General features: G+C 37.9%; 21 protein-coding genes and 1 tRNA gene. 11 read left to right on the forward strand and 11 right to left on the reverse strand.

Features of this window, described 5'->3' with window-relative positions:
- Positions 1-678 precede the first annotated feature (678 nt).
- Together BTO22_RS14650 and BTO22_RS14655 are read right to left on the reverse strand one after the other, a co-directional pair.
- Positions 679-1,059, reverse strand: coding sequence for an ATP-binding protein (locus BTO22_RS14650; protein ID WP_219843876.1), 381 nt, complete (start codon positions 1,057-1,059; stop codon positions 679-681).
- The gene (locus BTO22_RS14655) at positions 1,056-1,979 is read right to left on the reverse strand and encodes a LysR family transcriptional regulator (RefSeq protein WP_105056114.1); all 924 of its coding nucleotides are present in this window, start codon (positions 1,977-1,979) and stop codon (positions 1,056-1,058) included. The genes BTO22_RS14650 and BTO22_RS14655 overlap by 4 nt, the downstream gene beginning before the upstream one ends.
- Positions 1,980-2,102: 123 nt before the next feature.
- On the opposite strand from BTO22_RS14655, the gene BTO22_RS14660 reads away from it, so the two are divergent.
- The 3 genes from BTO22_RS14660 to BTO22_RS14670 all read left to right on the forward strand — a co-directional run bounded on the left by BTO22_RS14660 (position 2,103) and on the right by BTO22_RS14670 (position 4,752).
- Positions 2,103-3,299, forward strand: coding sequence for a glycine C-acetyltransferase (locus BTO22_RS14660; protein WP_105056115.1), 1,197 nt, complete (start codon positions 2,103-2,105; stop codon positions 3,297-3,299).
- Positions 3,299-4,330 carry an L-threonine 3-dehydrogenase gene (gene tdh, locus BTO22_RS14665; RefSeq protein ID WP_105056116.1) on the forward strand — a complete coding sequence of 344 codons (1,032 nt, stop codon included), beginning with the start codon at positions 3,299-3,301 and terminating at the stop codon, positions 4,328-4,330. Before BTO22_RS14660 ends, tdh begins: the two co-directional genes overlap by 1 nt.
- Positions 4,331-4,407: 77 nt before the next feature.
- Positions 4,408-4,752 carry a DOPA 4,5-dioxygenase family protein gene (locus tag BTO22_RS14670; RefSeq protein ID WP_105056117.1) on the forward strand — a complete coding sequence of 115 codons (345 nt, stop codon included), beginning with the start codon at positions 4,408-4,410 and terminating at the stop codon, positions 4,750-4,752.
- Between the two features lie 69 nt (positions 4,753-4,821).
- On the opposite strand, the gene BTO22_RS14675 is transcribed toward BTO22_RS14670, so the two are convergent.
- A complete protein-coding gene (locus tag BTO22_RS14675; protein WP_105056118.1) occupies positions 4,822-6,051 on the reverse strand; it encodes a hypothetical protein in 1,230 nt (409 codons plus the stop codon).
- A 183-nt stretch (positions 6,052-6,234) separates the two neighbouring features.
- Entirely contained in the window at positions 6,235-8,568 is a 2,334-nt protein-coding gene (locus BTO22_RS14680; protein WP_105056119.1) for a Lon protease family protein, read from the reverse strand.
- Between the two features lie 722 nt (positions 8,569-9,290).
- Here BTO22_RS14680 and BTO22_RS14685 point away from each other — a divergent pair.
- The gene (locus tag BTO22_RS14685; RefSeq protein ID WP_181044661.1) at positions 9,291-12,659 is read left to right on the forward strand and encodes an Ig-like domain-containing protein; all 3,369 of its coding nucleotides are present in this window, start codon (positions 9,291-9,293) and stop codon (positions 12,657-12,659) included.
- Between the two features lie 312 nt (positions 12,660-12,971).
- Here the strand turns inward: BTO22_RS14685 and BTO22_RS14690 are convergent.
- A tRNA-Gly gene (locus BTO22_RS14690) sits at positions 12,972-13,046 on the reverse strand.
- Positions 13,047-13,186: 140 nt separating this feature from the next.
- Positions 13,187-13,387: a ribosome alternative rescue factor ArfA gene (arfA, locus tag BTO22_RS14695; RefSeq protein WP_105056120.1), complete on the reverse strand. Its 201-nt coding sequence runs from the start codon at positions 13,385-13,387 to the stop codon at positions 13,187-13,189.
- Positions 13,388-13,576: 189 nt separating this feature from the next.
- Here arfA and pyrC point away from each other — a divergent pair, with 189 nt between their 5' ends.
- A complete protein-coding gene (pyrC, locus tag BTO22_RS14700; RefSeq protein ID WP_105056121.1) occupies positions 13,577-14,605 on the forward strand; it encodes a dihydroorotase in 1,029 nt (342 codons plus the stop codon).
- An 88-nt stretch (positions 14,606-14,693) separates the two neighbouring features.
- Here pyrC and BTO22_RS14705 read toward each other — a convergent pair whose 3' ends face one another.
- Positions 14,694-15,602, reverse strand: coding sequence for an aldo/keto reductase (locus BTO22_RS14705; RefSeq protein ID WP_105056122.1), 909 nt, complete (start codon positions 15,600-15,602; stop codon positions 14,694-14,696).
- 242 nt (positions 15,603-15,844) lie between these two features.
- Here BTO22_RS14705 and BTO22_RS14710 point away from each other — a divergent pair, with 242 nt between their 5' ends.
- Positions 15,845-16,171 carry a hypothetical protein gene (locus tag BTO22_RS14710; protein WP_181044662.1) on the forward strand — a complete coding sequence of 109 codons (327 nt, stop codon included), beginning with the start codon at positions 15,845-15,847 and terminating at the stop codon, positions 16,169-16,171.
- A 46-nt stretch (positions 16,172-16,217) separates the two neighbouring features.
- On the opposite strand, the gene BTO22_RS14715 is transcribed toward BTO22_RS14710, so the two are convergent.
- Complete coding sequence (locus BTO22_RS14715) at positions 16,218-16,439, reverse strand: DUF3820 family protein (RefSeq protein ID WP_060992354.1); 222 nt, start codon at positions 16,437-16,439, stop codon at positions 16,218-16,220.
- Entirely contained in the window at positions 16,429-16,956 is a 528-nt protein-coding gene (locus tag BTO22_RS14720) for an NUDIX hydrolase (protein WP_105056123.1), read from the reverse strand. The genes BTO22_RS14715 and BTO22_RS14720 overlap by 11 nt, the downstream gene beginning before the upstream one ends.
- A 206-nt stretch (positions 16,957-17,162) precedes the next feature.
- Here BTO22_RS14720 and BTO22_RS14725 point away from each other — a divergent pair, with 206 nt between their 5' ends.
- Genes BTO22_RS14725 through BTO22_RS14735 form a run of 3 tightly spaced genes read left to right on the forward strand, consistent with a single transcriptional unit; the run spans position 17,163 to position 19,375 of the window.
- Positions 17,163-17,618 carry a c-type cytochrome gene (locus BTO22_RS14725; protein ID WP_105056124.1) on the forward strand — a complete coding sequence of 152 codons (456 nt, stop codon included), beginning with the start codon at positions 17,163-17,165 and terminating at the stop codon, positions 17,616-17,618.
- 15 nt (positions 17,619-17,633) lie between these two features.
- Positions 17,634-18,284, forward strand: a complete 651-nt coding sequence (locus BTO22_RS14730; protein ID WP_105056125.1) for a cytochrome b/b6 domain-containing protein — start codon at positions 17,634-17,636, stop codon at positions 18,282-18,284.
- 17 nt (positions 18,285-18,301) lie between these two features.
- The gene (locus BTO22_RS14735; RefSeq protein ID WP_105056126.1) at positions 18,302-19,375 is read left to right on the forward strand and encodes a mechanosensitive ion channel family protein; all 1,074 of its coding nucleotides are present in this window, start codon (positions 18,302-18,304) and stop codon (positions 19,373-19,375) included.
- A 68-nt stretch (positions 19,376-19,443) separates the two neighbouring features.
- Here BTO22_RS14735 and BTO22_RS14740 read toward each other — a convergent pair whose 3' ends face one another.
- Both BTO22_RS14740 and BTO22_RS14745 read right to left on the reverse strand, forming a co-directional pair.
- Positions 19,444-20,808 (reverse strand): TrkH family potassium uptake protein, encoded by a 1,365-nt coding sequence (locus tag BTO22_RS14740; RefSeq protein ID WP_105056127.1) that lies wholly within the window; start codon positions 20,806-20,808, stop codon positions 19,444-19,446.
- Positions 20,805-21,467, reverse strand: coding sequence for a potassium channel family protein (locus BTO22_RS14745; protein WP_105056128.1), 663 nt, complete (start codon positions 21,465-21,467; stop codon positions 20,805-20,807). The genes BTO22_RS14740 and BTO22_RS14745 overlap by 4 nt, the downstream gene beginning before the upstream one ends.
- A 343-nt stretch (positions 21,468-21,810) precedes the next feature.
- Here BTO22_RS14745 and deoD point away from each other — a divergent pair, with 343 nt between their 5' ends.
- Positions 21,811-22,521: a purine-nucleoside phosphorylase gene (gene deoD, locus BTO22_RS14750; protein WP_060992347.1), complete on the forward strand. Its 711-nt coding sequence runs from the start codon at positions 21,811-21,813 to the stop codon at positions 22,519-22,521.
- A gap of 54 nt (positions 22,522-22,575) precedes the next feature.
- Entirely contained in the window at positions 22,576-24,045 is a 1,470-nt protein-coding gene (locus tag BTO22_RS14755) for a lactate dehydrogenase (RefSeq protein ID WP_105056129.1), read from the forward strand.

The following is a 24,045-nucleotide window of genomic DNA, read 5'->3' on the forward strand; positions in this document are numbered from 1 at the left end:
TAGCTAATCTCACCTGGGCTAATCTTGACGCGAGAGGTCCGAAGATCCCCCTCTTTGGTCCGAAGACATTATGCGGTATTAGCTATCGTTTCCAATAGTTATCCCCCACATCAAGGCATATTCCCAGGCATTACTCACCCGTCCGCCGCTCGTCAGCGAATTAGCAAGCTAATTCCTGTTACCGCTCGACTTGCATGTGTTAGGCCTGCCGCCAGCGTTCAATCTGAGCCATGATCAAACTCTTCAATTAAAGTTTTTGACTCAATGATTAATACTGATTTCTTACATAAATATATTTGTGTAGTCACTCAGTTCATTGATAGTTGCTCACTTATAAATAAGTTAAGCTATTTTGACTATCAATCCATAAGTGCCCACACAAATTGCTAAGGTCTAATTATTAAAGAGCTCAAAACTAGGCTTTCGCTTTGCTTTGCTTTGCTTGAAGTGTCATTTAAATTACTAAAAGTAAGTTGCAAGCAACTTTTGAAAACTCGGTTCGCGTCAATGTTTCACTTCTTGCTATTACTGCTAGCCCTTACTAATAAAGGTTTGCTGTGACAACGGAAGCGAAGTATAGAGATTTAATTATGAGTTGCAAGCCATTTTTAAACATAAAAAACCAAGCGCTTAAAAAACAAACAAAACGTGAGTAAAACGCTCAAACTTGAACTAATTTTAAGCCTCCCACTCCTTTTTCATCCTTTTTATTACATTTTCAGGGACATTATGAGTACTTTTAAATCTTCCCTTGCACACATCTACCTCTAATACAGCATCATACTTTTGAGCGATTTTCCTGTATGCATCCATTTCCCACTGTTTTACAAAAGTATTAGCGACGACAACACTTCTACCATGATATAAGTGAAATTCACATTGTAACTGACACCATTGATGAGCAGAGCTTAAAAGAGTACCGTCAAAACAGTAAGTTCCCTCTTCATTCACAAAAAACTGATCCGCTTCAAGATGTATCAAGTCCAAGCTTTGTGCCAAGGTCGATTTACCACTTCCCGGCAAGCCTCTCAATAATCGTAACTCTAACTTCTTAATCATTTACTCTGCTCTTTCATTAAATTCTCTTTTACAAATTCAGTAAAAACTTTTAAACGAGAAGGCATATATTTATTCTGAGCGTATTGCATAGCGATAACACCATGATAATTCCCTTTTATCTGCCAATCAGAAAGAACAGGAACAACCTCGTTATTATCTAAAGCCTCTTTTATGACAAAATCAGGGAAAATCCCAATACCAAAACCATCCTTAACCCCATTTAATCTCATTTGCGAATGATTGACAGCGTAACGACCAGTCACGGCTATAACATGGCTTTCTTCAACTTTTACAAATTCCCAAATATGATCTGTTGTCGTTTCTCCTAAATAAAGACAGTCATGATGAGTAAGATCATGTGGGTTGATTGGCAACCCTCTGTCTTCTATATAAGAGGGACTAGCGCATAAGCTGAGATTAACCTTTCCTATTTCTTTCATGATCAAACCTTCTGTTGGTTTATCGGTTAAACGAAAAACCACATCAATCCCTTGAGCTATCATATCGATATCACCATCCGATGCTCTTAGCTTTAATTGGATTTTAGGATACTTAATCAAAAACGGTGTAATCAGCGGTTGAAGTACTATTGTTAAGAATGCTTTTGGAGCTGCAACCGTCAAGCTTCCAGACGGCACAATATGCTCAGAGCTCGAAATATCAATAGCCTGCTGAGCCGCCTCAACCATAATAACGGATTGCTGATATATCTTCTTACCCGATTCAGTAATCAATAAACTGCGTGTTGTTCGCTCAAAGAGCTTAACAGAAAGTGCTTTTTCTAACCGAGTAATCAATTTACTCAATGCAGAAGGTGTAACACCCAATTTCTTAGCTGCTGCTGTAAAACTACCTTCATTAACAACAACGATATATGTTGCTAAGTCTGGTAATAAAGTAATAAGTTTATTTGTGACCATGATTCACTAATGCTTTTCCATTTTTAGGGATAATAGTCGTAATTGATTTGAATTAGAATCTATTTATCGGATTTTGATTATACTTTTTACGAGCAACAATTATAACTAAAAAAAGGGAACACAATGTCTTCTGCATTCTACACTCAGATCCAAAATCAAATTGAAGAAGTAAAGAGCGAAGGTTTATACAAATCTGAACGCATCATTACTTCAGCTCAAAAAGCGTCTGTTTCTATTTCTACAGGCCAAGAAGTTCTAAACTTCTGTGCTAACAACTACTTAGGTTTAGCTAACCACCCTGCACTTATCCAAGCCGCTAAAAATGGTATGGATGAGCACGGCTTTGGCATGGCTTCTGTACGTTTTATTTGTGGTACTCAAGACTCCCATAAAGTACTAGAAGAAAAACTATCTACTTTCTTAGGTAAAGAAGACACTATTCTTTACACATCATGTTTTGATGCAAACGCTGGTTTATTTGAAACAATTTTAGGTAAAGAAGATGCGATCATCTCTGACGCCCTAAACCACGCATCAATCATTGATGGTGTTCGTCTTTGTAAAGCAATGCGTTTCCGTTATGCAAACAACAACATGACTGAATTAGAAGAACAACTAATTGCAGCGAAAGAAGCTGGCGCTCGTCATACTCTTATCGTTACTGACGGTGTGTTCTCAATGGACGGCGTAGTTGCTAATCTTCCTGCTATCTGTGATTTAGCTGATAAATACAATGCACTAGTTATGGTTGATGACTCTCATGCTGTTGGCTTTATGGGCGACAACGGTGCAGGTACTCATGAACATCACAATGTTATCGACCGTATTGATATCATCACAGGTACGCTAGGCAAAGCAATGGGTGGCGCATCAGGCGGCTACACTTCTGGTAAAAAAGAAGTAATCGATTGGTTACGTCAACGCTCTCGTCCGTACCTATTCTCAAACTCTGTTGCTCCTGCAATCGTTTCTGCGTCTATTCGTGTTCTTGATTTGCTGGCTGAGTCTGGTGATTTACGCACAAGCTTATGGGAAAACTCTGCTCATTTCCGTACTCGTATGGAAGCCGCTGGTTTCACTATGGGTGGTGCTGATCACGCTATCATCCCAATTATGTTAGGCGATGCTAAATTAGCCGCTGAATTCGCAGAGCGTGCGTTAGAAAAAGGCATCTATGTTGTTGCTTTCTCTTTCCCAGTAGTGCCTAAAGGCCAAGCTCGTATTCGTACACAAATGTCTGCTGCTCATTCTCGTGAGCAACTAGATCGCGCAATTGATGCCTTTATCGCTGTTGGTAAAGACATGGAGATCATCAAATAATGAAAATTAAAGCACTTTCAAAACTAAAACCTGAAGAAGGCATTTGGATGACCGAGGTTGAAAAACCTGAAATGGGTCATAACGATCTTCTTATCCGTATTAAGAAGACCGCAATTTGTGGTACTGATGTACATATCTATAACTGGGATGAGTGGTCACAAAAAACGATTCCTGTTCCTATGGTTGTAGGTCACGAATACGTGGGCGAAGTTGTTGGTATTGGCCAAGAAGTTCGTGGCTTTGAGATTGGCGATCGTGTTTCTGGCGAAGGTCACATTACTTGTGGTCACTGTCGTAACTGTCGTGGCGGCCGTACTCACCTTTGTCGTAATACAACAGGTGTTGGTGTTAACCGCACTGGTGCATTCTCTGAATTCTTAGTTATTCCTGCATTTAATGCGTTTAAGATCCCTGCTGAGATTTCTGATGATCTTGCATCAATCTTTGACCCATTTGGTAATGCGGTTCACACTGCCCTATCATTTGACTTAGTAGGTGAAGATGTTCTTATCACTGGTGCTGGTCCAATTGGCATCATGGCAGCTGCTGTTGCAAAGCACGTTGGTGCTCGTCACGTTGTAATTACTGATGTAAACGAATACCGCTTAGATCTTGCTAAAAAAATGGGCGTAACACGTGCTGTAAATGTAATGAGCGAAAAGCTTGAAGACGTAATGTCTGATTTGGGTATGACTGAAGGCTTTGACGTTGGTCTTGAAATGTCTGGTAACCCATCCGCATTCAATAGCATGCTAACTAACATGAACCATGGCGGTAAGATCTCTCTTCTAGGTATTCCACCATCAGATATGGCGGTAGATTGGAACCAAGTAATTTTTAAAGGCTTAGTTATTAAAGGTATCTACGGCCGTGAAATGTTTGAAACTTGGTATAAGATGGCAAGCTTGATCCAATCTGGTTTAGATCTAACACCTATCATTACTCACCACTACAAAATCGACGACTTCCAAGCGGGCTTCGATATGATGCGTTCTGGTATGTCAGGTAAAGTAATTCTAGATTGGGAATAAGTATTCTCATTTCACAATGAATTAAATACAGGCTAAACTTCGGTTTAGCCTTTTTTGTACCATTTTTAGAGCATCATATGTCCCAGTTAGAAATTCATGGTTATCACGTTCATATTTATTTCGATGAAAACAGTATTGATTTAGCTGTTGATTTAACAGAAGAATTATATGAAAGGTTTGGATATGAGTTAGGAAATATAAATAAAAAACCAGTAGGTCCACATCCAATCTGGAGCCGTCAAGTTTCTTTTAAACATAATGATTATGATACGGTTATATCATGGCTTAAAGTGAATAGAGAAGATCTTTCAATACTTATACATCCACTCACTGATGATGAATATATTGATCATACAACATCAGCTATATGGTTAGGGCAACCAATAAAATTAGATCTCAGTATTTTTATAGCAAACAATTAAATGGAATTTATCTATACTCCTTATGACTTCATTAAGGCATAAGGAGTAAGAAAAAATATTAAATGAATACTATTTAGATTGGTAGACGGAGAACTCTTTACTCAACTTATAATCGGACCATTTATTCTCTTCCATCGCCTCTAAAAACGCTTTTTTAGCTTCAATAAAAGCCATTTTTTCACTCATTTTTTTAGTTGAGAAGATTTTGAACTTATAACTACTACGAGGAGTTTGACCAGTAATCCCTTTAAAGATAACCTCATCTTCCATCACTTTGGCGACGACGCCCACTACATTGGATGATGGATGGGCAGTCATAAAGTACTTCCCTTTAGCAGATTCAGCTTTACGTTCTGTTTTATAATTCGCCCAGTTATAATTTGCCTTCATTAAAGCGACTTTTCGTAACACATGTGTTGGGTGTGTACAGGCTGTAAACTTCTTAAGATGAATTGTAGAACCGGTTTTAACGAATTCTTTTCTAACAATGAAATGAGATTTATCATCAGCTTCAATCATTAATATTTGTTTTGGTTTACGTTTAAACTCAAACCATGTTTTCTCAAATTCAGCTTGGCAACCATCCATCGCCTTTTGAACCAGTTGATCACAAATTTCACGCATCTCGAATTTAGATAATGGGGTTGTCGTTAACGTTTTACTTGGCTTAAATTCTTTTATATCCGCATCTTTGGTTTTTAAATAAGTATCCAACACCCCACCGATTGCATTTAATTCTGCTAAAAAATTCCCAAGATCATTAAAATCAATATTGTATAAACTACGAGAGAAATTATGAGATCGGTAACAGGATTTACTTTCATGTCGTTCAAAATGGCTATTAACATAAGGCGTGCCATTTATCATTGATAGTTTTAATTGAATATTAGGGTGCAAACCTTTATAAGCCGACTTCGCTGTAAATGTCTTGGTTTTTCTTGCAGCATCTGCGGTTTCATACTCGTCTTGTTCAACAAGTTCAGCAATCGACCATGCCGCTTCAATAATTGCCTCTGAACGCGCATCTATGTCGTTTTCTTCATTATCAAAATCAGCATAATATGCTTTACTATAATAAGGCTGCCCTTTACGAGCAAAGCGCACTTGCGCAAATTCCATTCTACGACGCTTAGTCGATTGGCCATCATTCCAATTAATACCAATCGGGATCCAATATTCAGTTCCTGATATATCAACCTGCTTTACGCGTAACAATAGATTTTCTTCAATATACGTTTTCTTTCCACGCACAATTTGAAATGTACTGAAATCGAGTCGTGGCGATAAAGGGTGGTACATATAAAACCTCTGAACACATAGAGTGAAACAAACTACAAAGAAAGAAACTCTTGGAGAAAGAGCCTTTTATTTTATTGTTATCTGTTGGTGATTATATCACCGTTTACCATATTAATTCAATTCTCTTCATAACAATATAAAAAAAGGCATAGAATTGATCCTATACCTTTTATAAAAGAAGAATTAACTAATTAATTTTGAACGTATTATATTATATATGCCATTACCACTTTCAAGTTCAACAGAAAGTCCGGTAAATAATTCAATAGCCTCACTCACATGCTTTACTGGCCAAATAGTAAATGAGCCCTTTTCTATCGCTTGAGTGATTTCAGTGTTTAACATCAAATTTTGAACGTTAGATTGAGGGATAATAACACCTTGTGTTGGCTGTAATCCCTTAATCTTACATACTTGATAAAAACCTTCTATTTTCTCATTGACTCCACCGATAGGTTGAGCTTCACCGAATTGATTCATTGAACCTGTAATTGCAATATCTTGGCGAATAGGCATACCTGAAAAAGCTGAAATAATAGAACAAAACTCAGCCATGGACGCACTATCTCCATCAACACCACCATAAGATTGTTCAAATGCTAAACATGTTTTTAGTGGTATTGTTTTCTCACTACCAAATAGAGATGCTAAGTAGGCACTAAGAATGAACACTCCTTTTGAATGAATACTTCCACCTAACTCAACTTTTCTTTCAATATCAAAAACTTCACCTTTACCAAAAGATGTAGTAGCCGTAATTCTATTTGGCATACCGAATTGATGATTTGATGTTGATAGCACCGATAACGCATTGACTTGCCCAACGACTCCCCCCTCTGTTTCTAATAAGGTTGTACCGTTAAAAAAGCTTTGCATTACGCCATCTTGTACTCGATTGACTCGGTGTTCTTTATTAGCCAATCCCTGCTCTACGTGCTTTAAACGTATCATATTGGAATTCGCCGCTCTGGCAATGTAATTCGTTTCTTTCAACAAATTAGAAATATCAGCCGAATGCAGAGACAATCGATTTTGATCACCGGCCTGACGAGAACTGTATTCTATAATTCGTTCAATCGCTCTTTTATCACACTGTAACATATTACCGTCTTGAACAATGCTTGAGATAAACTGCGCATAATGAAACTCTGACGCGTCTGTTCGTGGCATGTCATCTTCAAAATCAGCCGTTACTTTAAACAACTCACCAAACTCTGCATCATAATGTTGTAATAATTGGTACGTTTGGTAGTCACCAAACAAGATAATTTTGACATTCAATGGAATAGGTTCTGGCTCTAAAGAAACGGTACCAGAAAGCGTCACTTCTTTTTCTAATGAACTTAAATTTAAGTTTTGGGAGCGTAATGCTCGCTTTAAGCCATCCCAAACATATGGGCGTTCTAATACTTTCACCGCGTCCATCAATAAAACACCACCATTTGCTTTATGTAAGCTTCCTGGTCGAATTAAAGAAAAATCAGTAAATACAGTGCCTTTGAACGTTGCATTTTCTATATAACCAAATAGATTATGGTAACTTGGGCTTTCTTCTACGATAAGTGGAAAATGCTCATCTTTCTGACTAACAATCAAATTAATTTGATAACGACGTGGGAGTTTCTTATCTAATGATGCATAAGCAAGCTCTGCATCTTCATTCCCTTCTTGAATGAAAACATCAAAATTTTCTAAGATGTCCTTTTCCATTTCTTTTAAATGTTGGGTTACTACTTTTGATTCTTGATACTTAGTTTTGATCGCTTCAAAGTTAACAGTTAAAACTTGAGACACCACTTCTTCATTTAACTTTTCGATTTTATCAGAATATTTATCTTCCCATTCAGTTAATTGTCTAACCAAGCTACGTAACTTTATTTCTAATTCATCAATAATAGATTCAAGTTGGCGCTGTTCTTGTCTATCCAGAGCCTCAAAGCTATCTTCTGTATGCAGTTCTTCACCGTTCATTGCGATAAATTGATAATCACCTTGAGTGGTTACAGCTAAGCTAATACCTTTAGTTTTTGCCTCTTTGGTTAATGAGCCAAGTAAAGACTCTTGCTTATCTACTAATTGATTCTTTAATGTGCCTGTTCGTGTGTAATAAAGTTCATTATCAAACGCAAGAGGAATAGCCTTTGCGAGTTTTAGAGTTATCTTTTCAATTTCTTTTTTGAAGCTTAGGCCGCTACCGACAGGCAACATTAATACTTTTGGTGTTCGTGTATCGTCAAAGTTAGTAACGTAGCACCAATCACATAACCCATTACCTATGGGTTTGTGCCGCTTTAAATAACGCAACACCATGGTTCTCTTACCGAGACCATTCTGGCCTACGGCATATATGTTATAACCACGATCAGGAATAGACATCGCAAACTCAACAGCTTGTTGTGCTCTATCTTGTCCAACGATTTCATCAATGGGAGTAATATACTTAGTTGATTTACAGGTGTTCTCATCTAGGCTAGCGGAACGGTAAACTTGCTTATGCGTGAGAGGTAAAGTAGACATAAGGCGACCTCTTTAATTATATGATTTTTATCAGTATAGATTGAAAAAATACAAAATTAAGTGACCTACGTTTAACTATTTGAAAAATTTAAGTTTTCCAAATTAACTGTTACATACAGAAAATATTACCCTATTAGCGTACTATCAACAGTTATGTTTCGTTAAAAAATATTTAATTATATAAGTATATCCAGTCTTTTATAAATCCATGACAATCCAATATAGAAAACACCAATAAGTTTACATTCCGCAAGAAAATAACCTATTAAATAAAAAGCAACCCAAGCCCCATCTAACTAAATTCAATGTTGCCGTTCATTTTTGGAAAATAAAATTACACTAAAACCTAAGGTAGAGGTAAACAACAGGTTGACTTAAAGTAAATCCAAGAGTGTTTTTATAAAAATTAGCGCCAAAAACTTGACTCCATAACATACCCAACAAAAAAAACCAACAATAAAAATAGAAGTAATATCACACTTTTGATATTTTAAGATATCCTTAAAATTTCTTCTGGTTAAAATGCACGAAAATTCAGCCTCGCTATCAATTTAATAGTGATATGTGAATTTTGTATGGATCGATTGAAGGTTTTCATCTACTTACTGTGATTCAGAAACTAACCTTTATTTAACACAAATAATAAAACAATCTATCCATCGTACACTTTTAATAATTAATAAATTTATCTAGATTAAGATAAATAAAAAGAAGAAAAAGCAGTGATAAAAATAAATAAAATAACAGCCGCTATTACTAGCGTTATGTTCAGTGGGTATCTATACGCCGCTGATGTAAATTTAACGTCTAACATTGTTACTTTTGTTCCAGGTGAGACAAAAGTTCAAAACGGCGATATGGTTTCTTTCAACGGTGACTGCTTTGTTGCTAAAAATAACCCAGGCGTGTGGGAGTCTCCAACTTCAGACTCATGGTTTTGGGATACAGCAGTTTGTTCTGGTGAACCAAATCCTGACCCAGGTCCAAATCCGGGACCGAATCCAGATCCAGACTTGGGTAACATTATTCCTTTTATTCCAGGTAAAACTCAGGTTAAAAATGGCGACGTTGTTTCATACGAAAATCAATGTTTTATTGCTCAAAACAATCCAGGTGTTTGGGAAGCTCCGAGTGCAAGCTCATGGTTCTGGTCACTAACAGAATGTTCTGACGAGCCTGTTAATCCTGAGCCTGAACCAGAAGAAACTGAACTGTCTATTCTTGCACCAACAGCTGGTCAAGTTATTCAGGCAAATGAAACGATTGCTATCAGTGCACATGTTGATGGTAACCAAGCTGCTAAAGTTGAGTTTTGGGTAAACAACACAAAACTAGCTGAAAAAGCAGTTAACGAGAACAACACTCAGTACTCTCACGCTTGGACTCCGGTTGAAGCTGGTAATGCGGTAGTTAACGTATTTGTATTCGATAAAAATAACCAAAAAATCGAACAAAAATCAGTATCTGTTGTTGTAGAAGCAGAAGTAACTGAAGATTTCGTTGCACCTGTTGTTAAATTTGTTACGCCAACTAATGGCTCTGCAATCAACGTAACTGAAAGCGTTGCTATCTCTGTTAATGCAACAGATGCAGATAACGATTTAACGACACTGGTTGTTACCGCAAACAACAAAGAAATCTGTTCATTTGACGCGGCTAATACCAACACGTTTGCGTGTGATTTTCAGCCGACTCAAGCAGGTAACGTAACACTGAAAGCTATCGCTACTGACGCTCAAGATCTGTCATCTACAACAAGTGTGAAAATTACTGTTGAAGAAGATGTGGTTGAGCCGCCAGTTGAGCCGCCAGTTGAGCCACCAGTAACAGGTGACTTATGTAAAGACTTTAATGTTTACCCAGACTGGACACGTGGTGATCACGCAACTGGTGGCGACATTATGGTTAACAAGAACATCGCATACTCTGCGATCTACTGGACTAAATCTGTTCCTGGTAGCGATGATTCATGGGCACTTCACCTGAATTGTGATGGTACAGAACCAGGTACAGCACCGCTTCTTTCTCTACCAAACCCAATGGACCCAGTTCGTCTAGAAGTTGCTGGTTGGCCAAACACGTTAGTTGTTGCTAGCCCATCGTCTGCGGCACCAGCAATGCTAACTATTGACGCTAGCAACAGCGCTGATTTAGCTGATTTTGATAAGCTAACAAGTACGTTTGTATCTATCATTAATAAAGCGGCACAAGCTGGCTCTGCATCAATTATCATCAACACTGATGTTCTTGATCAAGCAACGCAAGATAAAGCATTATCTTCAAACAGCATTGCGGTTAAAGAAGCGCTAACTAAAGCGATGGACATCACTGGCAACAAGATTGACATTGATGACATCAACGCGCTTAGCAATGACTTGAAAGGCTGGGCTAATGCGCACCACCTAATCATCTCTACGCTAGCACCAGAAGCAAACTACGGTTGGTCTCTAAGCATTGGTGATTTCGCGTTTGATACTCACTCTGGCAGACAATCTGTTTGGGATGAAGCTTCTAACTACAGCGCTGATCTACTAGACAAACTAGAGTTGTTCAAAGCAGATGTTGCAACTAAAGCGGATTTCATTGCGTTCACTAAGTCAAGCTCAACGGCCGCTCTAACTAGCGACCAATGGCACAATGCACTAGAGTACGTTAAGCAAGTTTCTGATTTTGTTAAAACGCCTGTAATGCTAAACAATATCCCTACAGATCAAGCTTCTGCTTATTTTATGGGTGATAATGCAAGCAAACCACAAGTGCGTAAAGCAGCGTTCAGCAACGTATTTGCTATCGTATTTGATAAAGATACAGCAAACTTAACGACTGAAATCGAAGAATACAAAAAAGCTAAAATGCCATTGTACTACGTTGGTGAATCAACAGAAAATGGCCAATTAACTATTATTGACGCGTTAAACCGTGAATTGGCTGACGCTGAAGATACAATGAACAACACAGCATTTTTGTACGAAACACCTCAATCACAATGGGTTCCGTCTACTGTTTATAAGTGGACTGACTTCATGACAGGTCTGAATGCAATGCATAATGTTGGTGTTGCGGGTAACAAGTTCTGGCTGCTAGATGAAAACGTTGATGATGCAACAAACATCAAATACGCTAAAGTAGCGATTGCTGCATTCTTAGCACAAAGTATGCAAGAAACGATTCGTTACAACGCATGTGATGAGAACAACTGGGCTGAAATTAGATACGGTGCTGCAACAGATTACCCAATGTCAGCGAGCTGTGGTCAACTTGGTCAAAAATATGCAGATTACGGTGTAAACCCTGTTTCTGGTTTGGATCACGCTTATTCTTGTCCTCGTGATAACAAAATGGAAGTAAGCGCACTAACTCACGCTAAATGGTACGGCGCACCAGCTCCAGTATTTGCTGCTCCAAATGCGGTACTTGAAGAGCGCGGTCTGCTTGTTAACGGTAGCGTTGGTCGTTGGACTAACAGTGGTCACTGTAACGACGTACCTACTTCTGTAGATACATCTAAGCAAGTATGGGAACGTGATACATGTAAAACATACGTAGACCAAAAAGCAGGTAGCTTTATTTGGGATGGTAGCAGCCAAGCTGACGTTGAAGGTTGTGGTTGGTGGGGCCGTGGTGTAATCCAAACTACTGGTCGTCAAAACTTCGGTACACTTAACCACTACTTAGGTCGTTCACATGTAGACCCTGAGGCAATTGGTAAAACAATTGATGGTGTTGTTGTTGAAGCGCCACCAGAAAACCCGCTATACGCTCAACTAGATTTCTGTTCAAATCCTGGTTTAATTTGTAGCTCTGAAGAGAACAAGGAAATCAAGTGGATTGCAGGTCTATTCTACTGGGTTACTTCAGTACAAGCATATCCTGACGAGTCTGGTCAGTACGGCAACTGGAACTACCACAACGAACTTAAGAAGTATGTTGATAGCGGTATGAAAGGCACTGACTTTATCGATGATGTATCAGGTATCGTAAACCGTGGTTGTCCTGATTTAGTGTGTTCTACTGGTGAAGTTCATAACGTGAAAGAGCGTCGTGCTAACTTTAAACTGGTTCTAGAGCAATTAGGTCTTAACCCTCAATAATTTAGTTAAGTACCTAGATAAAATCAGTTAATAACTTTAACTAAAACAATAAGCCCTTTGCTTTTCGAAGCTAGGGCTTTTTTATAAGCTATGTTAAAACGAACAATAAGATGCCTTATTTATTAAGTCTATCAAGGCAAGTAGCTGATCTGATAATTACGTAGGGATTGATTAGAACAAACAAGAATAAAGAAATATAAATTTGGATTTTGACAAACGCCAGATACAACGAAATACGCCACTAAGCGCTTAATTTTCAATAAATTGGAATTTTAAAACAGGAACAATCTCTTGAGGAGGGTGAAAAGAGATTGGAGCGTACAGCGGGAATCGAACCCGCATCATCAGCTTGGAAGGCTGAGGTAATAGCCATTATACGATGTACGCACATCGTCGAACGAGATAGATAATGCCACACTTAGCGCAGAGGTAAAGATCTTTTTTCATTTCAACAAGTTAAACGGTGGATATTTGTTCAATTAGCAATAAAAACTGAACTTAGATCACAAAAAAGCCTATTCAAAAACTTACGCGGCTTTTGAATAGGGTTCTTTAAACCCTTTGTGTTTTTCTTTTCTTAAAAAACTCCCCTTTCCTTTTTTCGCCTTCATTACTCTGGTAGAAAATAATGAACTCGTTACAACTGCTTTTAATGCGTTGTCTTTAATCACGCCTCGGCCATGATCAAACTCAGAAGTTGCTTTAACTTCTTTTTTGCTCTTCTTCATAAATACTTACTCTGTCTGTATAAAAACTGAACGCATTGTCTTTTCTTTTACCTTTTAAGTCAAATTTGTTACTAATTTTGACTTAATCCTATTCGTTCTATTCATTTTGCTTTAGAATCCTTTCGCCTAAGCAAACGATTAACTCGATAACGCTTAGGCTCTTATTTCTTTTTCTGGTGGGAGCAGCAAATGACAACTTTAACAATTATTCGTCCTGATGATTGGCATTTACATCTACGTGATGGTGACGTATTAACTGACACTGTACGTGATTCTGGCCGTTATAATGGCCGCGCATTAATTATGCCAAACCTAGTTCCTCCAGTAATAACCACAGAACAAGCGCTTAGCTACCGTGAACGCATCCAAGCCGTAAATTCATCTGATACCTTTGCTCCAATCATGTCTCTATACTTAACAGAAAAGACAACATCAGATGAGATCCGTAAAGCGAAAGCAACAGGTCATATTGTTGCTGCTAAACTTTATCCTGCTGGTGCAACAACCAATTCAGATTCTGGCGTAAGTGACGTTAGCAAAGTTTACCCAGTATTAAAAACGATGCAGGAAGAAGACATGCTATTGCTTATTCATGGCGAAGTAACAACCCACGATGTGGATATCTTCGACCGTGAAAAAACCTTCCTTGATACTGTTCTTGCTCCTATCGTTAATGATTTCCCAGAACTAAAAATCGTTCTAGAACATATCACTACCAAAGACGCGGCTGATTTTGTTAAAAATGCAGGTCCAAACGTTGCTGCAACGATTACGGCACACCATTTATTGTTCAACCGTAATCACATGTTAGTTGGTGGCATTAAGCCCCACTTCTACTGCCTACCAATCTTAAAACGTAACACGCATCAGCAAGCTTTAGTTGAAGCAGCAACAAGCGGTAACCCTAAGTTCTTTATTGGTACTGATTCAGCACCACACGCGAAAGACAAAAAAGAAGCAGCTTGTGGTTGTGCAGGTTCTTATACTGCTCATGCATCAATCGAACTGTATGCCGAAGTATTTGAGAACGAAGGTAAATTAGAAAACCTTGAAGCATTTGCAAGTTTCAACGGCCCTGACTTTTACAACCTTCCTCGTAACACAGATACAATTACATTAGTAAAAGAAGCATGGATAGCACCTGAAACAATGACATTTGGTAATGATTTTGTTGTTCCAATTCGTGCTGGTGAAGCAATCGAATGGTTAGTTAAATAATCACGATACTATTTTAATAGAGCTAAATAAAAATGGGATGCCACTTGGTATCCCATTTTTGTATCTTAGCTATTCTGATTTTGTGTTTCTATGGCACACCGTGACCTTTTGACTCAACCCACACTCGATACCATTGCTCACGAGTCAGTTTGATATCCATTGCATCAACAGCCGCTTGCACGCGCTCAATTTTACCTGACCCTATAATTGGTAATGGATTTGATGGTAACTTACGCACCCAAGCATAAATCACTTGCTCAATACTCTTAGCACCAACCTCTTCTTTTAGCTCTTCAAGCACTTTACGAACACGAATCGCTTGCTCTGATTGACCAGAGAATATCTCCCCCCCCGCTAAACACGACCATGCCATTGGTTTAATACGCTTCATTTGCAGTTGGTCAAGAGTGCCATCGTGTGCAACATCAAAATTCAATGGATTAATTTCAACTTGATTCGTTACTAACAGCTTATCAAGTCGAGACTGCAGTAAATCAAAATGACTTGGCGTAAAGTTAGATACACCAAAATGCTTCACTTTACCCTCTTTTTGTAACTGATTAAACGTATCGGCAACTTCATCAGCATTCATTAATGCATCTAAACGGTGGAGCAATAACACATCAATTTCAGAAATATTAAGACGAGTAAGTGAGTTATTTACAGAGCTAATAATGTGCTCTTTTGATGTATCGTAATGATTAATTTTTCGGTTCGGAAATTCTGGTGTGCATAGGTTTATATCGCACTTAGTAATAATTTCTATTTGGTCACGGACTGAAGGTTCTAACGCTAGAGCCTCTCCAAATAAACGCTCACATTGATAACCGCCATAAATATCAGCGTGATCAACGGTTGTAATACCTAATTCAATGTGCTGCTTTAAGAAGTTTAATCGTTGTGCTGGTGTCATTTCCCATTCAGAGAGTCTCCAATACCCTTGAATTAACTCTGACAATTCAGGACCTTGCGCTGCAATCGTTGTTTTCTTAATCATTATATTCTCCGTTGTGTGATCTTATAGTAGATTTCTACCCTAAGAGTTACAGTGATACAGATCGGAAAATCAACATAATGAGTAAGTAATTGTATTTAATAATCTCCATATCTTTACGCATCAAGCTCATAAATAAAGTAATTACTCAAAGACAAAATACATTTATTTTCTTATAATCTCCAAGCTCAATATATTGTAAAAGTAAAAACAAAAAGACAATTAAACATAAGGTCCATAACATTATGATAAAAAAGCACTTTTATGCCTTATCATTCGCATTTCTTTCATTTAATTCTCTGGCTGATATTATCGCCACACCTGAAAATGAAGATATTTGCAAACAGAAGTATGTAAAGGAAGTGTTTGATCAACAAGTTCAATACAGCAATTCTCAGAATACAGCTCAAGTACGAAGAACCGCTGAGCGCCATATTGATCGATCGCGTGAAGTTTATAATGAAACAAATAGCTTTTGTTCTGCGCTAAGTTATTTGCGCAATGAGGCATCAGAAGATGAACTCCTTGATGATTTCAAGCGAGCTAAAGTTGGTGAGTCTCAATTCAAATAAATAGATATAGAGCACGAATGACAAACATTTATGCTCTATGGTTAATTTATCGTTTATATTTTAAAGGTCGAATGACTTCATCTAAACCTTCAATTTTCATTGCTAAGCATAATGCCATTAACTCCCCTAGCTCCCCTTTTGGAAAACCATCTTTTCGTTCAAACCATAAAAGATATTCTTCAGGAAGATCGATAAGCACACGACCTGCGTACTTACCAAACGGCATTTTCATTTGAGTCAGCTTAAGTATTTGTTCTTTACTGAACATGCAGCCGCTCTTTTACAATAAGGTGAAGCAAAAAGGTTTCACGCTCTATACTCATGCCTTTTTTCTCACTATGAGTAATAATGTTTTCATTATGAGCTATCGCTTCATGGATATTAATCCAAACAGGTTTCATACCATTACGAATTTCATAGCTTTCATAATTAGTATCGCCTAATTCCTTGTCTGCATCGCAAGTATAACAATATGAAATCATGTGCAATACATTACATTCATGTTTATACCAAGGACGAAACTCTTCATAGATACCAAATGGTTCTATATTTGAAATATTCTTAGCACCGGTTTCTTCTTCTATTTCTCGAACTAGTCCTGCAATGACGTCTTCACCATCATCTATTCCACCACCAGGTAAAGAATAATCATGGTAACGCTCTGTATATAAAAGAAGAATGTCTTCACCTTTCAATATAATAGCGCGAGTTGCATTACGTTGGAGAATTTTTTGATTATCTAAACGATCTAGATCTGGATGCGTTGTAATATTTAAAATGCGCATAAAAACGAACAAGCCTACTTATAAAAATAACCATCTTATTATACGCACTTTGTTTTTTGATGCAGCCATCAAATTATCCATCTTTTTTGTGCGGCTTTGCACAAAGTGTAAAGAATGTGTAAATGTTGTGATACTTAACTACTTCTTTTAACGATCATTTCATATAATAAAGGCTTAAAATAATTACAATTCAAGGAAGTCTCAATATGAAAAAAATTCAAGCAATGGTCATCGCTTCTACTCTTTTTGCTACAACATCTGTTTTAGCACACACTTTTGATGAACCAAACAAAGCCATTAAATACCGCCAAGCTGCTTTTACTATGATTGCAGGTAATGTCAGTGAAATGGGTGATATGGTCAAAGGTAAAACAGAATGGAGCGACGTGATTTTTGCTAAGCGAGCGAATCAATTATCTCAGCTAACACTAATGCCACTAGATGCATTTTATGTTGAAGGCTCAGATAAAGGTAAAACAAACGCATTACCAGAAGTATGGAAAAACTTCCCTGATTTTGAAGCTCGTTTAGCTCAATTTCAAGAAGATGCCGCAGCACTAGCCAGTATTTCAGGTAAAGGAGATAAAGCTGCAATCCGTAAAGCATTTGGCAAAACAGTGAAAAACTGTAAAGCCTGCCATACTGATTACAAAGCAAAGTAACGACAAAGGAAATTCATGAAAATCTGGGATAGTTTTATCCGAGTTTATCATTGGAGCCAAGTAGCATTACTTGGCTCACTTTGGTATACCGCGGAAGAAGGTTTGATGGAATGGCATTTTACGCTTGCTTACCTTCTAATGGCTTTATTAGGAACAAGAATTGTTTGGGGAGTTATTGGCAGCGATACCGCTAAGTTCTCACATTTTGTCACTTCACCTAAAAAAGCAATTAATTACTTATCAATAGAGAAAAAAGGAAAGTTATCTCATTCTATTGGACATAATCCTGCCGGTGGCTACATGGTACTAGGGCTATTCTTCCTACTATCGTTGCAATTAGTCACAGGGTTATTCAGTAATGATGATATTCTTTCTGAAGGTCCCCTTGCCTCATTAGTTAGCTATGATATGAGCGGCTTTTTAACTCAAATACACCATCAAAATTTTGATGTTCTTCTTGGGTTTATTGGTTTGCACATTGCTGCTGTGTTCTTTTATAGACTCAAAGGCATCAATTTAATCAAGCCAATGCTAACGGGAAACGCAGAACTTTCTGGAAATAGTCCAAAAATGAAGCATTCTATTTTTGCATGGCTTATTTTTGCGATGATATTTCTGATTATCTACTTTTTTTGGGCAACCGAAGTGATAAGCTATCTTTTTTAAATAAAAGAGAACTATCAATGACTCGCTTCCTTGATTGGTGGAATACCCTATTAGAATTTAAAGATCACGATTGGGCACAAAACATAATCGTGATCTCTTTATTCAGTGCTTTTCTTTGGCTATCTTGGCGCATTATTGTTCAGCGCCTGCATCGTATAGCAATAAAAACTCAACTCCCTTGGGATGATGCTGTCATTACAGCCATCTCTTCACCTATTACACTCATTATTTGGTTGTGGCCTGCTACCGCTTCATTAAAGATTCTACTTACTGTCCATACCCGCTTCAGCACGACTTGGTTGCCTGAATTACAAGTGTTCATTCTGGTTTGGAGTTTCATTTGGTCTGCATTAAGATTAACTTCGTTAATAGAGAAGCAAGTTTTATTAAATCCTAAACACGATGAAACAACCGTACTTGCTTTAGGGAAAGTCAGTCGCCTTATATTTATCTCATTAGGCCTTCTATCGTTAATGCAAGGCATGGGATTAAGCTTATCCGGTTTGCTAACCTTTGGTGGTGTGGGTGGCTTAGTTGTCGGTCTAGCTGCAAAAGACTTATTATCTAACTTCTTTGGTGGCATGATGATCTATTTCGATCGTCCATTTAAAGTTGGGGATTGGATCCGTTCTCCTGACCGTTCTTTAGAAGGAACTGTTGAGCGTATTGGTTGGCGTATGACAGTGATCAGAACATTTGATAAACGCCCCCTCTATGTACCTAATTCAGTATTTAGTAATATCGTAGTAGAAAACCCATCAAGAATGCTGAATCGCCGTATAAAAGAAGACATTGGTATTCGCTATAACGACCTTAAAAATATAGAGCTCATTGTAAATGATGTAAAAACGATGCTGATTGAACATAGTGATATTGATTCAAATCAAACACTCATCGTCAATTTTAATGGATTTGGCCCATCGTCATTGGATTTACTGGTATATACCTTTACCAAAACAGTTAATTGGATTGAGTACCATAATGTAAAACAAGATGTCTTAATTAAAATTGGGGATATTATCGCACGACACGATGCTGAAATCGCCTTCCCTACTCAAACGCTTAAAATAGAGCAGCTACCCGTAGAGTAGAATCATCCAATATAAAAAGGGCATCACATTATGTGGATGCCCTTTTCTATTAGCATTATGCTTTAGAATTAACCCGTTAATACATTCTCTTCAGGGTATTTCACGCGCGATGTCTCTGGTCTTGCAAGCATATAGGCTAAGGTTAACGGCCCTATACGGCCAATAACCATCACAATAACCATGATAAACTTACCAGGCTCTGAAAGTTCAGCGGTTAAACCTGCCGTTAAACCCACGGTCGCAAAGGCTGAAATAACTTCAAACATCACCTTATCAAATCCCGTATTCTCAGTAAGCATTAATGAAAACATAGCAATTGAAAGCAGCGACCCACTCACCACAATAATAGCCAACGATTTAGTCACAATCGGCCAACTCACGGTTCTTTTAAACATCACCACATGCTTTTTCTGACGTAAAAAAGTCCATGTTGCAACTGCAGCTACGGTAATGGTCGACACTTTTAGTCCGCCACCGGTAGAGGTTGACCCTGCACCAATGAGCATCAATATAATCATAATAAACAGCGCAGGTTGCGTGAAGTGGGTTAAATCTACACTGTTAAAACCCGCAGTACGCGCACTTGCTGATTGGAAAAATGCCGCTAACCATTTATCACCTGTTGATAATGACGCTAATGTGCTTGGATTATTATATTCAAGTACATAGAAAAATAAGGTGCCGACAACTAACAGCGTTGGCGTTGCAATAATCATTATTTTGGTATGCAATTGAAGACGGCTAAAGCCTTTTGAGCTGTTCTTAACTAAATCGACGATAACCGTAAAGCCTAAACCACCACCAATAAACAAACACGATAAAGTAAAAATCACCAACGGATCATCCACATAGCCCATTAAGCTATCTGAGAATAAGGAGAAACCTGCATTATTAAATGCCGAAATTGAGTGAAACGCGGCATAGAATAAGCCTTTGGCTAAACCGAGATCAGGGACCCAACGAAAAGAAAGAATGATCATCCCTATCAGCTCTGCAATTAGAGCAAAACAAATAATACTTTTTATCAACTTACGTAGATTCACTTTCTTTTCTTGACCTAATGCCTCTTTTGCCAATGCTTGTTGACGAAGACTTAAACGTAGGCCAAATACATAAAGTAAAACCGCAGATAAAGTCATTTGACCAAGGCCACCAATTTGCATCAAAAACATTAAAACGATTTTACCACTTATCGTAAAATGAGACCCGGTATCAACGACACCAAGACCTGTCACACTGATTGCAGAAGTCGCTGTAAATAATGCATCCATGAAACTTAAACCTGTGACTGAAAACACAGGTAATGTCAGTAATACCGCAGACGGCAATAAAATAGCTAAAAACGAAAAAAGAATGATCCTCGGTTCAGACCATTCCTTTGCTTTTCGGCTATTCTTTATTGGAAATAAACCACGTTTAGGTAAATAACTCATAAGCTTCTAATTTTTTTAGCTAGTTTATCTTCAGGGCCAACAATAATAAGAATATCTCCTATCTCTAGTACCTTGCTATACTCTGGTGCAGTCTCTATTTCAGGACCACGTTTAAGAGCTAAAATTTTCACATCAGACATTTGACAAAAATCTAACTGACCGAGTGATTTGCCCATATTCTTACCACCAACCACAATTTCAGTCATTGCAAGACCACTACCCAGTTGATGAAACTCAAATACTCTCCTATCTAGCATTTTTCTTGCAACACGTATTCCCATGTCTCTTTCTGGCAAGATAATATGATCAGCTCCAATTTTAGTTAAAATCTTCGCGTGAAACTTATCGTTCGCTTTTACCCATACTGTTTTAACACCAGCTTCTTTCAATACTAACGTCGTTAATATGCTCGCGTTAATATCAGAACCAATGGCAACCATTACCATGTCATATTCATCAAGCTTTAGCTCTGAAATAGTTTCTTCATTCGCGCAATTAGCCACAATCGCGGTAGACACAAAGTCAGTCGCCTTTTTCACTCGCTCTTCATTAATATCAATCGCGAGCACTTGTGAACCGTATTGATGCAACTCTTCACACACGGTTAAACCAAAACGACCTAAGCCGATTACTGCGTATTGTTTATTCTTTGCTTCCATCGAATTCACTCACTTATTTCACTATGATAAAAATAACCTCAGACATCATCCTCCGAGAAGGTAATAAGTTCAATCTAATTGAGAATTAAGAATAATAAAACTCAAACTCAAACTCAAACTATGTATTAAAGCTAAGACCCGCGCAAAAGGTTACGATTGCTCAAACACTTTCAACATTTTTAGTTATCAATATTGAAAATAATGTAGAATCAACAAGAAAATGTGACTTCAATCTCATGACACCTTAAAATATAGGCCTAAAATAGTCACATATCGAGCAAGAACGTTCAACATTTTTAGTTACACTGAATTTAATTTCAATATTTAGACTGGAGACCTTATTATGGCTACCCCACACATTAATGCACAAGTTGGTGATTTCGCAGAAACAGTTTTAATGCCAGGAGATCCATTGCGCGCAAAATTCATTGCTGAAAACTTCTTAGAAGACGTAACGCAAGTATGTGATGTACGTAATATGTTTGGTTACACGGGTACTTACAAAGGTAAAAAAGTATCGGTCATGGGTCACGGTATGGGTATCCCATCATGCTGTATCTATGTTCATGAATTAATTGCTGAATTCGGTGTTAAAAACGTGATTCGCGTTGGTAGCTGTGGCGCTGTACATGATGACGTTAAATTAATGGACGTTGTCATTGGTATGGGCGCATCTACGGATTCAAAAGTAAACCGCATTCGCTTCAATAATCATGACTTCGCAGCAATTGCTGATTTCGGCTTACTAGAAACAGCGGTTGGTCAAGCTCGCGAATTAAATGTTCCAGTAAAAGTTGGTAATGTATTCTCAGCAGACCTTTTCTACTCTCCAGAAGCTGATCTGTTCGACAAAATGGAAAAATTAGGCATCCTTGGTGTTGATATGGAAGCTGCAGGCATTTATGGTGTAGCCGCTGATTTAGGAGCAAAAGCCCTAACAATTCTAACGGTTTCAGACCATATCAAACGTGGTGAAAAACTAAGTTCTGAAGATCGTCAAAAGTCATTCAATGACATGATGACTGTAGCACTAGAAACAGCGATTAAATTATAATCATGTTTGCGCCAGTATTGAAAACTGGCGCTTAAAATCTATAAGGGGTGTCTAGTGCCGACTGAAAAACTGCCGTTGGCTGCTAAAGGGTTACAACTCAATTTTTGTAAAACATTGGCGTGTGACAATTTTGGTGATAGCGATGAACAACACTATTTAGTTCAACGCACGAACCCTAAGCGACCTGCATTAGTTTGCCGGAAATGTGGCGCTTTTCCTCCCTTAATCAATAACAATGAAGTATTGAATGAACTTGCACGCCAACGTACTGTACAATCCCATTCATTACCTTCTTGTAATAACCCTACCTGCGACCATCTTGGTCTTGATGTATTGACTCATCGTGAACTTTACCACGCATTTGGTTACAGTGGTGATCGTCAACGGTATCGTTGTAAATCTTGTGCATCAACTTTTGTCGATAAATGGTCAGGAGAAAATCAAAAAAACCTTATTCAACAAAAGATTTTAGGTTTTTTATTTACTGGTTACTCGGTTCGTGAAATTTGCCGACGATTACATATAAATCCTAAGACCTTTTACGATCATATAAATCAAATAGCTAATCGTTGTCGCCGTCATATGTCTCTGTTTGATACGAGGTTGCAACACGACAGAACAGAAATACAGCTGGCATCAAATGCTACCCCACTACAACCATTAAGTAACAATGGAGTTTTTTGGTATACGACAGCCGAAATGAATTCAGGCTACGTTATCGCTCAACATATTAATTATTCAGAATGCGATACCCCAGGAACTCAACTTGATCACGAGCCTTTTAATGATGAAGCACAGTTTTTACCTAATACGTTTATCGGTGAAGCAAACTCGCAGCCAACGTTAACTTCGAATTCAATTTTTAAACGTGTTGATAATAAATACCAAGAAATTTTAGCCAGAGCTAATGTGGAAGACCCACTAGGTAATTATGTTTCACTTAATTACCCATCAAAAGGAGCGCTAATTCGTCCTCCTTATACTTCGTACGCACATTTTTTAGAAATACAGCAAGGGTTTTCACATTGTAATTCTATTGAAATTTATATGCCTCAAGAACCTATGCTGCGCTCAGCAGCCATGTCTGTTTTTTTAAAACGCATTAAAGAAAATAGAATCGATTTATTATACGTAACTCAAGATCCTGCCTTTCCTCTTGAAGAAAGTGGGGAAAAAATTGATATCCATTTAGTTGGTTGGTGGCGTGATCGTTGGGCATTTACTGAAATTAATGGCCAACATAAAGGGATTTGTCACCTTAATGGGGCAGAGAACAATGAGATCTATTGGTTAAAGCGAGCTTCTGCGACAACCGCAAAAGACTATCAAGACCGCTTCTATACTCAATTTACAAGCTTAGTTGATGAACCAAGACGGAAATTACGCCCTGCGAGTTTACTTCCACTACTCGATATATTCAGAGCGTGGCATAATCTCTGCCATCAAGATAAACTTGGCATCACGCCAGCACAAAAGCTAGGGCTGATTTCTAAACCAATCACTCTTGCAGAATTATTAAGTTAG

This window comes from Aliivibrio sifiae, from assembly GCF_002954705.1.
GTDB lineage: Bacteria > Pseudomonadota > Gammaproteobacteria > Enterobacterales > Vibrionaceae > Aliivibrio > Aliivibrio sifiae_A.

Bases quoted from the DNA above. Each gene is read 5' to 3' on its own strand.
- BTO22_RS14650 (WP_219843876.1), bottom strand. From the start codon at position 1,059: ATGATTAAGAAGTTAGAGTTACGATTATTGAGAGGCTTGCCGGGAAGT.
- BTO22_RS14660 (WP_105056115.1), top strand. From the start codon at position 2,103: ATGTCTTCTGCATTCTACACTCAGATCCAAAATCAAATTGAAGAAGTA.
- pyrC (WP_105056121.1), top strand. From the start codon at position 13,577: ATGACAACTTTAACAATTATTCGTCCTGATGATTGGCATTTACATCTA.
- BTO22_RS14705 (WP_105056122.1), bottom strand. From the start codon at position 15,602: ATGATTAAGAAAACAACGATTGCAGCGCAAGGTCCTGAATTGTCAGAG.
- BTO22_RS14675 (WP_105056118.1), bottom strand. From the start codon at position 6,051: ATGTACCACCCTTTATCGCCACGACTCGATTTCAGTACATTTCAAATT.
- BTO22_RS14670 (WP_105056117.1), top strand. From the start codon at position 4,408: ATGTCCCAGTTAGAAATTCATGGTTATCACGTTCATATTTATTTCGAT.
- BTO22_RS14710 (WP_181044662.1), top strand. From the start codon at position 15,845: ATGATAAAAAAGCACTTTTATGCCTTATCATTCGCATTTCTTTCATTT.
- BTO22_RS14745 (WP_105056128.1), bottom strand. From the start codon at position 21,467: ATGGAAGCAAAGAATAAACAATACGCAGTAATCGGCTTAGGTCGTTTT.
- BTO22_RS14720 (WP_105056123.1), bottom strand. From the start codon at position 16,956: ATGCGCATTTTAAATATTACAACGCATCCAGATCTAGATCGTTTAGAT.
- BTO22_RS14735 (WP_105056126.1), top strand. From the start codon at position 18,302: ATGACTCGCTTCCTTGATTGGTGGAATACCCTATTAGAATTTAAAGAT.
- BTO22_RS14715 (WP_060992354.1), bottom strand. From the start codon at position 16,439: ATGTTCAGTAAAGAACAAATACTTAAGCTGACTCAAATGAAAATGCCG.
- BTO22_RS14730 (WP_105056125.1), top strand. From the start codon at position 17,634: ATGAAAATCTGGGATAGTTTTATCCGAGTTTATCATTGGAGCCAAGTA.
- tdh (WP_105056116.1), top strand. From the start codon at position 3,299: ATGAAAATTAAAGCACTTTCAAAACTAAAACCTGAAGAAGGCATTTGG.
- BTO22_RS14680 (WP_105056119.1), bottom strand. From the start codon at position 8,568: ATGTCTACTTTACCTCTCACGCATAAGCAAGTTTACCGTTCCGCTAGC.
- arfA (WP_105056120.1), bottom strand. From the start codon at position 13,387: ATGAAGAAGAGCAAAAAAGAAGTTAAAGCAACTTCTGAGTTTGATCAT.
- BTO22_RS14740 (WP_105056127.1), bottom strand. From the start codon at position 20,808: ATGAGTTATTTACCTAAACGTGGTTTATTTCCAATAAAGAATAGCCGA.
- deoD (WP_060992347.1), top strand. From the start codon at position 21,811: ATGGCTACCCCACACATTAATGCACAAGTTGGTGATTTCGCAGAAACA.
- BTO22_RS14655 (WP_105056114.1), bottom strand. From the start codon at position 1,979: ATGGTCACAAATAAACTTATTACTTTATTACCAGACTTAGCAACATAT.
- BTO22_RS14725 (WP_105056124.1), top strand. From the start codon at position 17,163: ATGAAAAAAATTCAAGCAATGGTCATCGCTTCTACTCTTTTTGCTACA.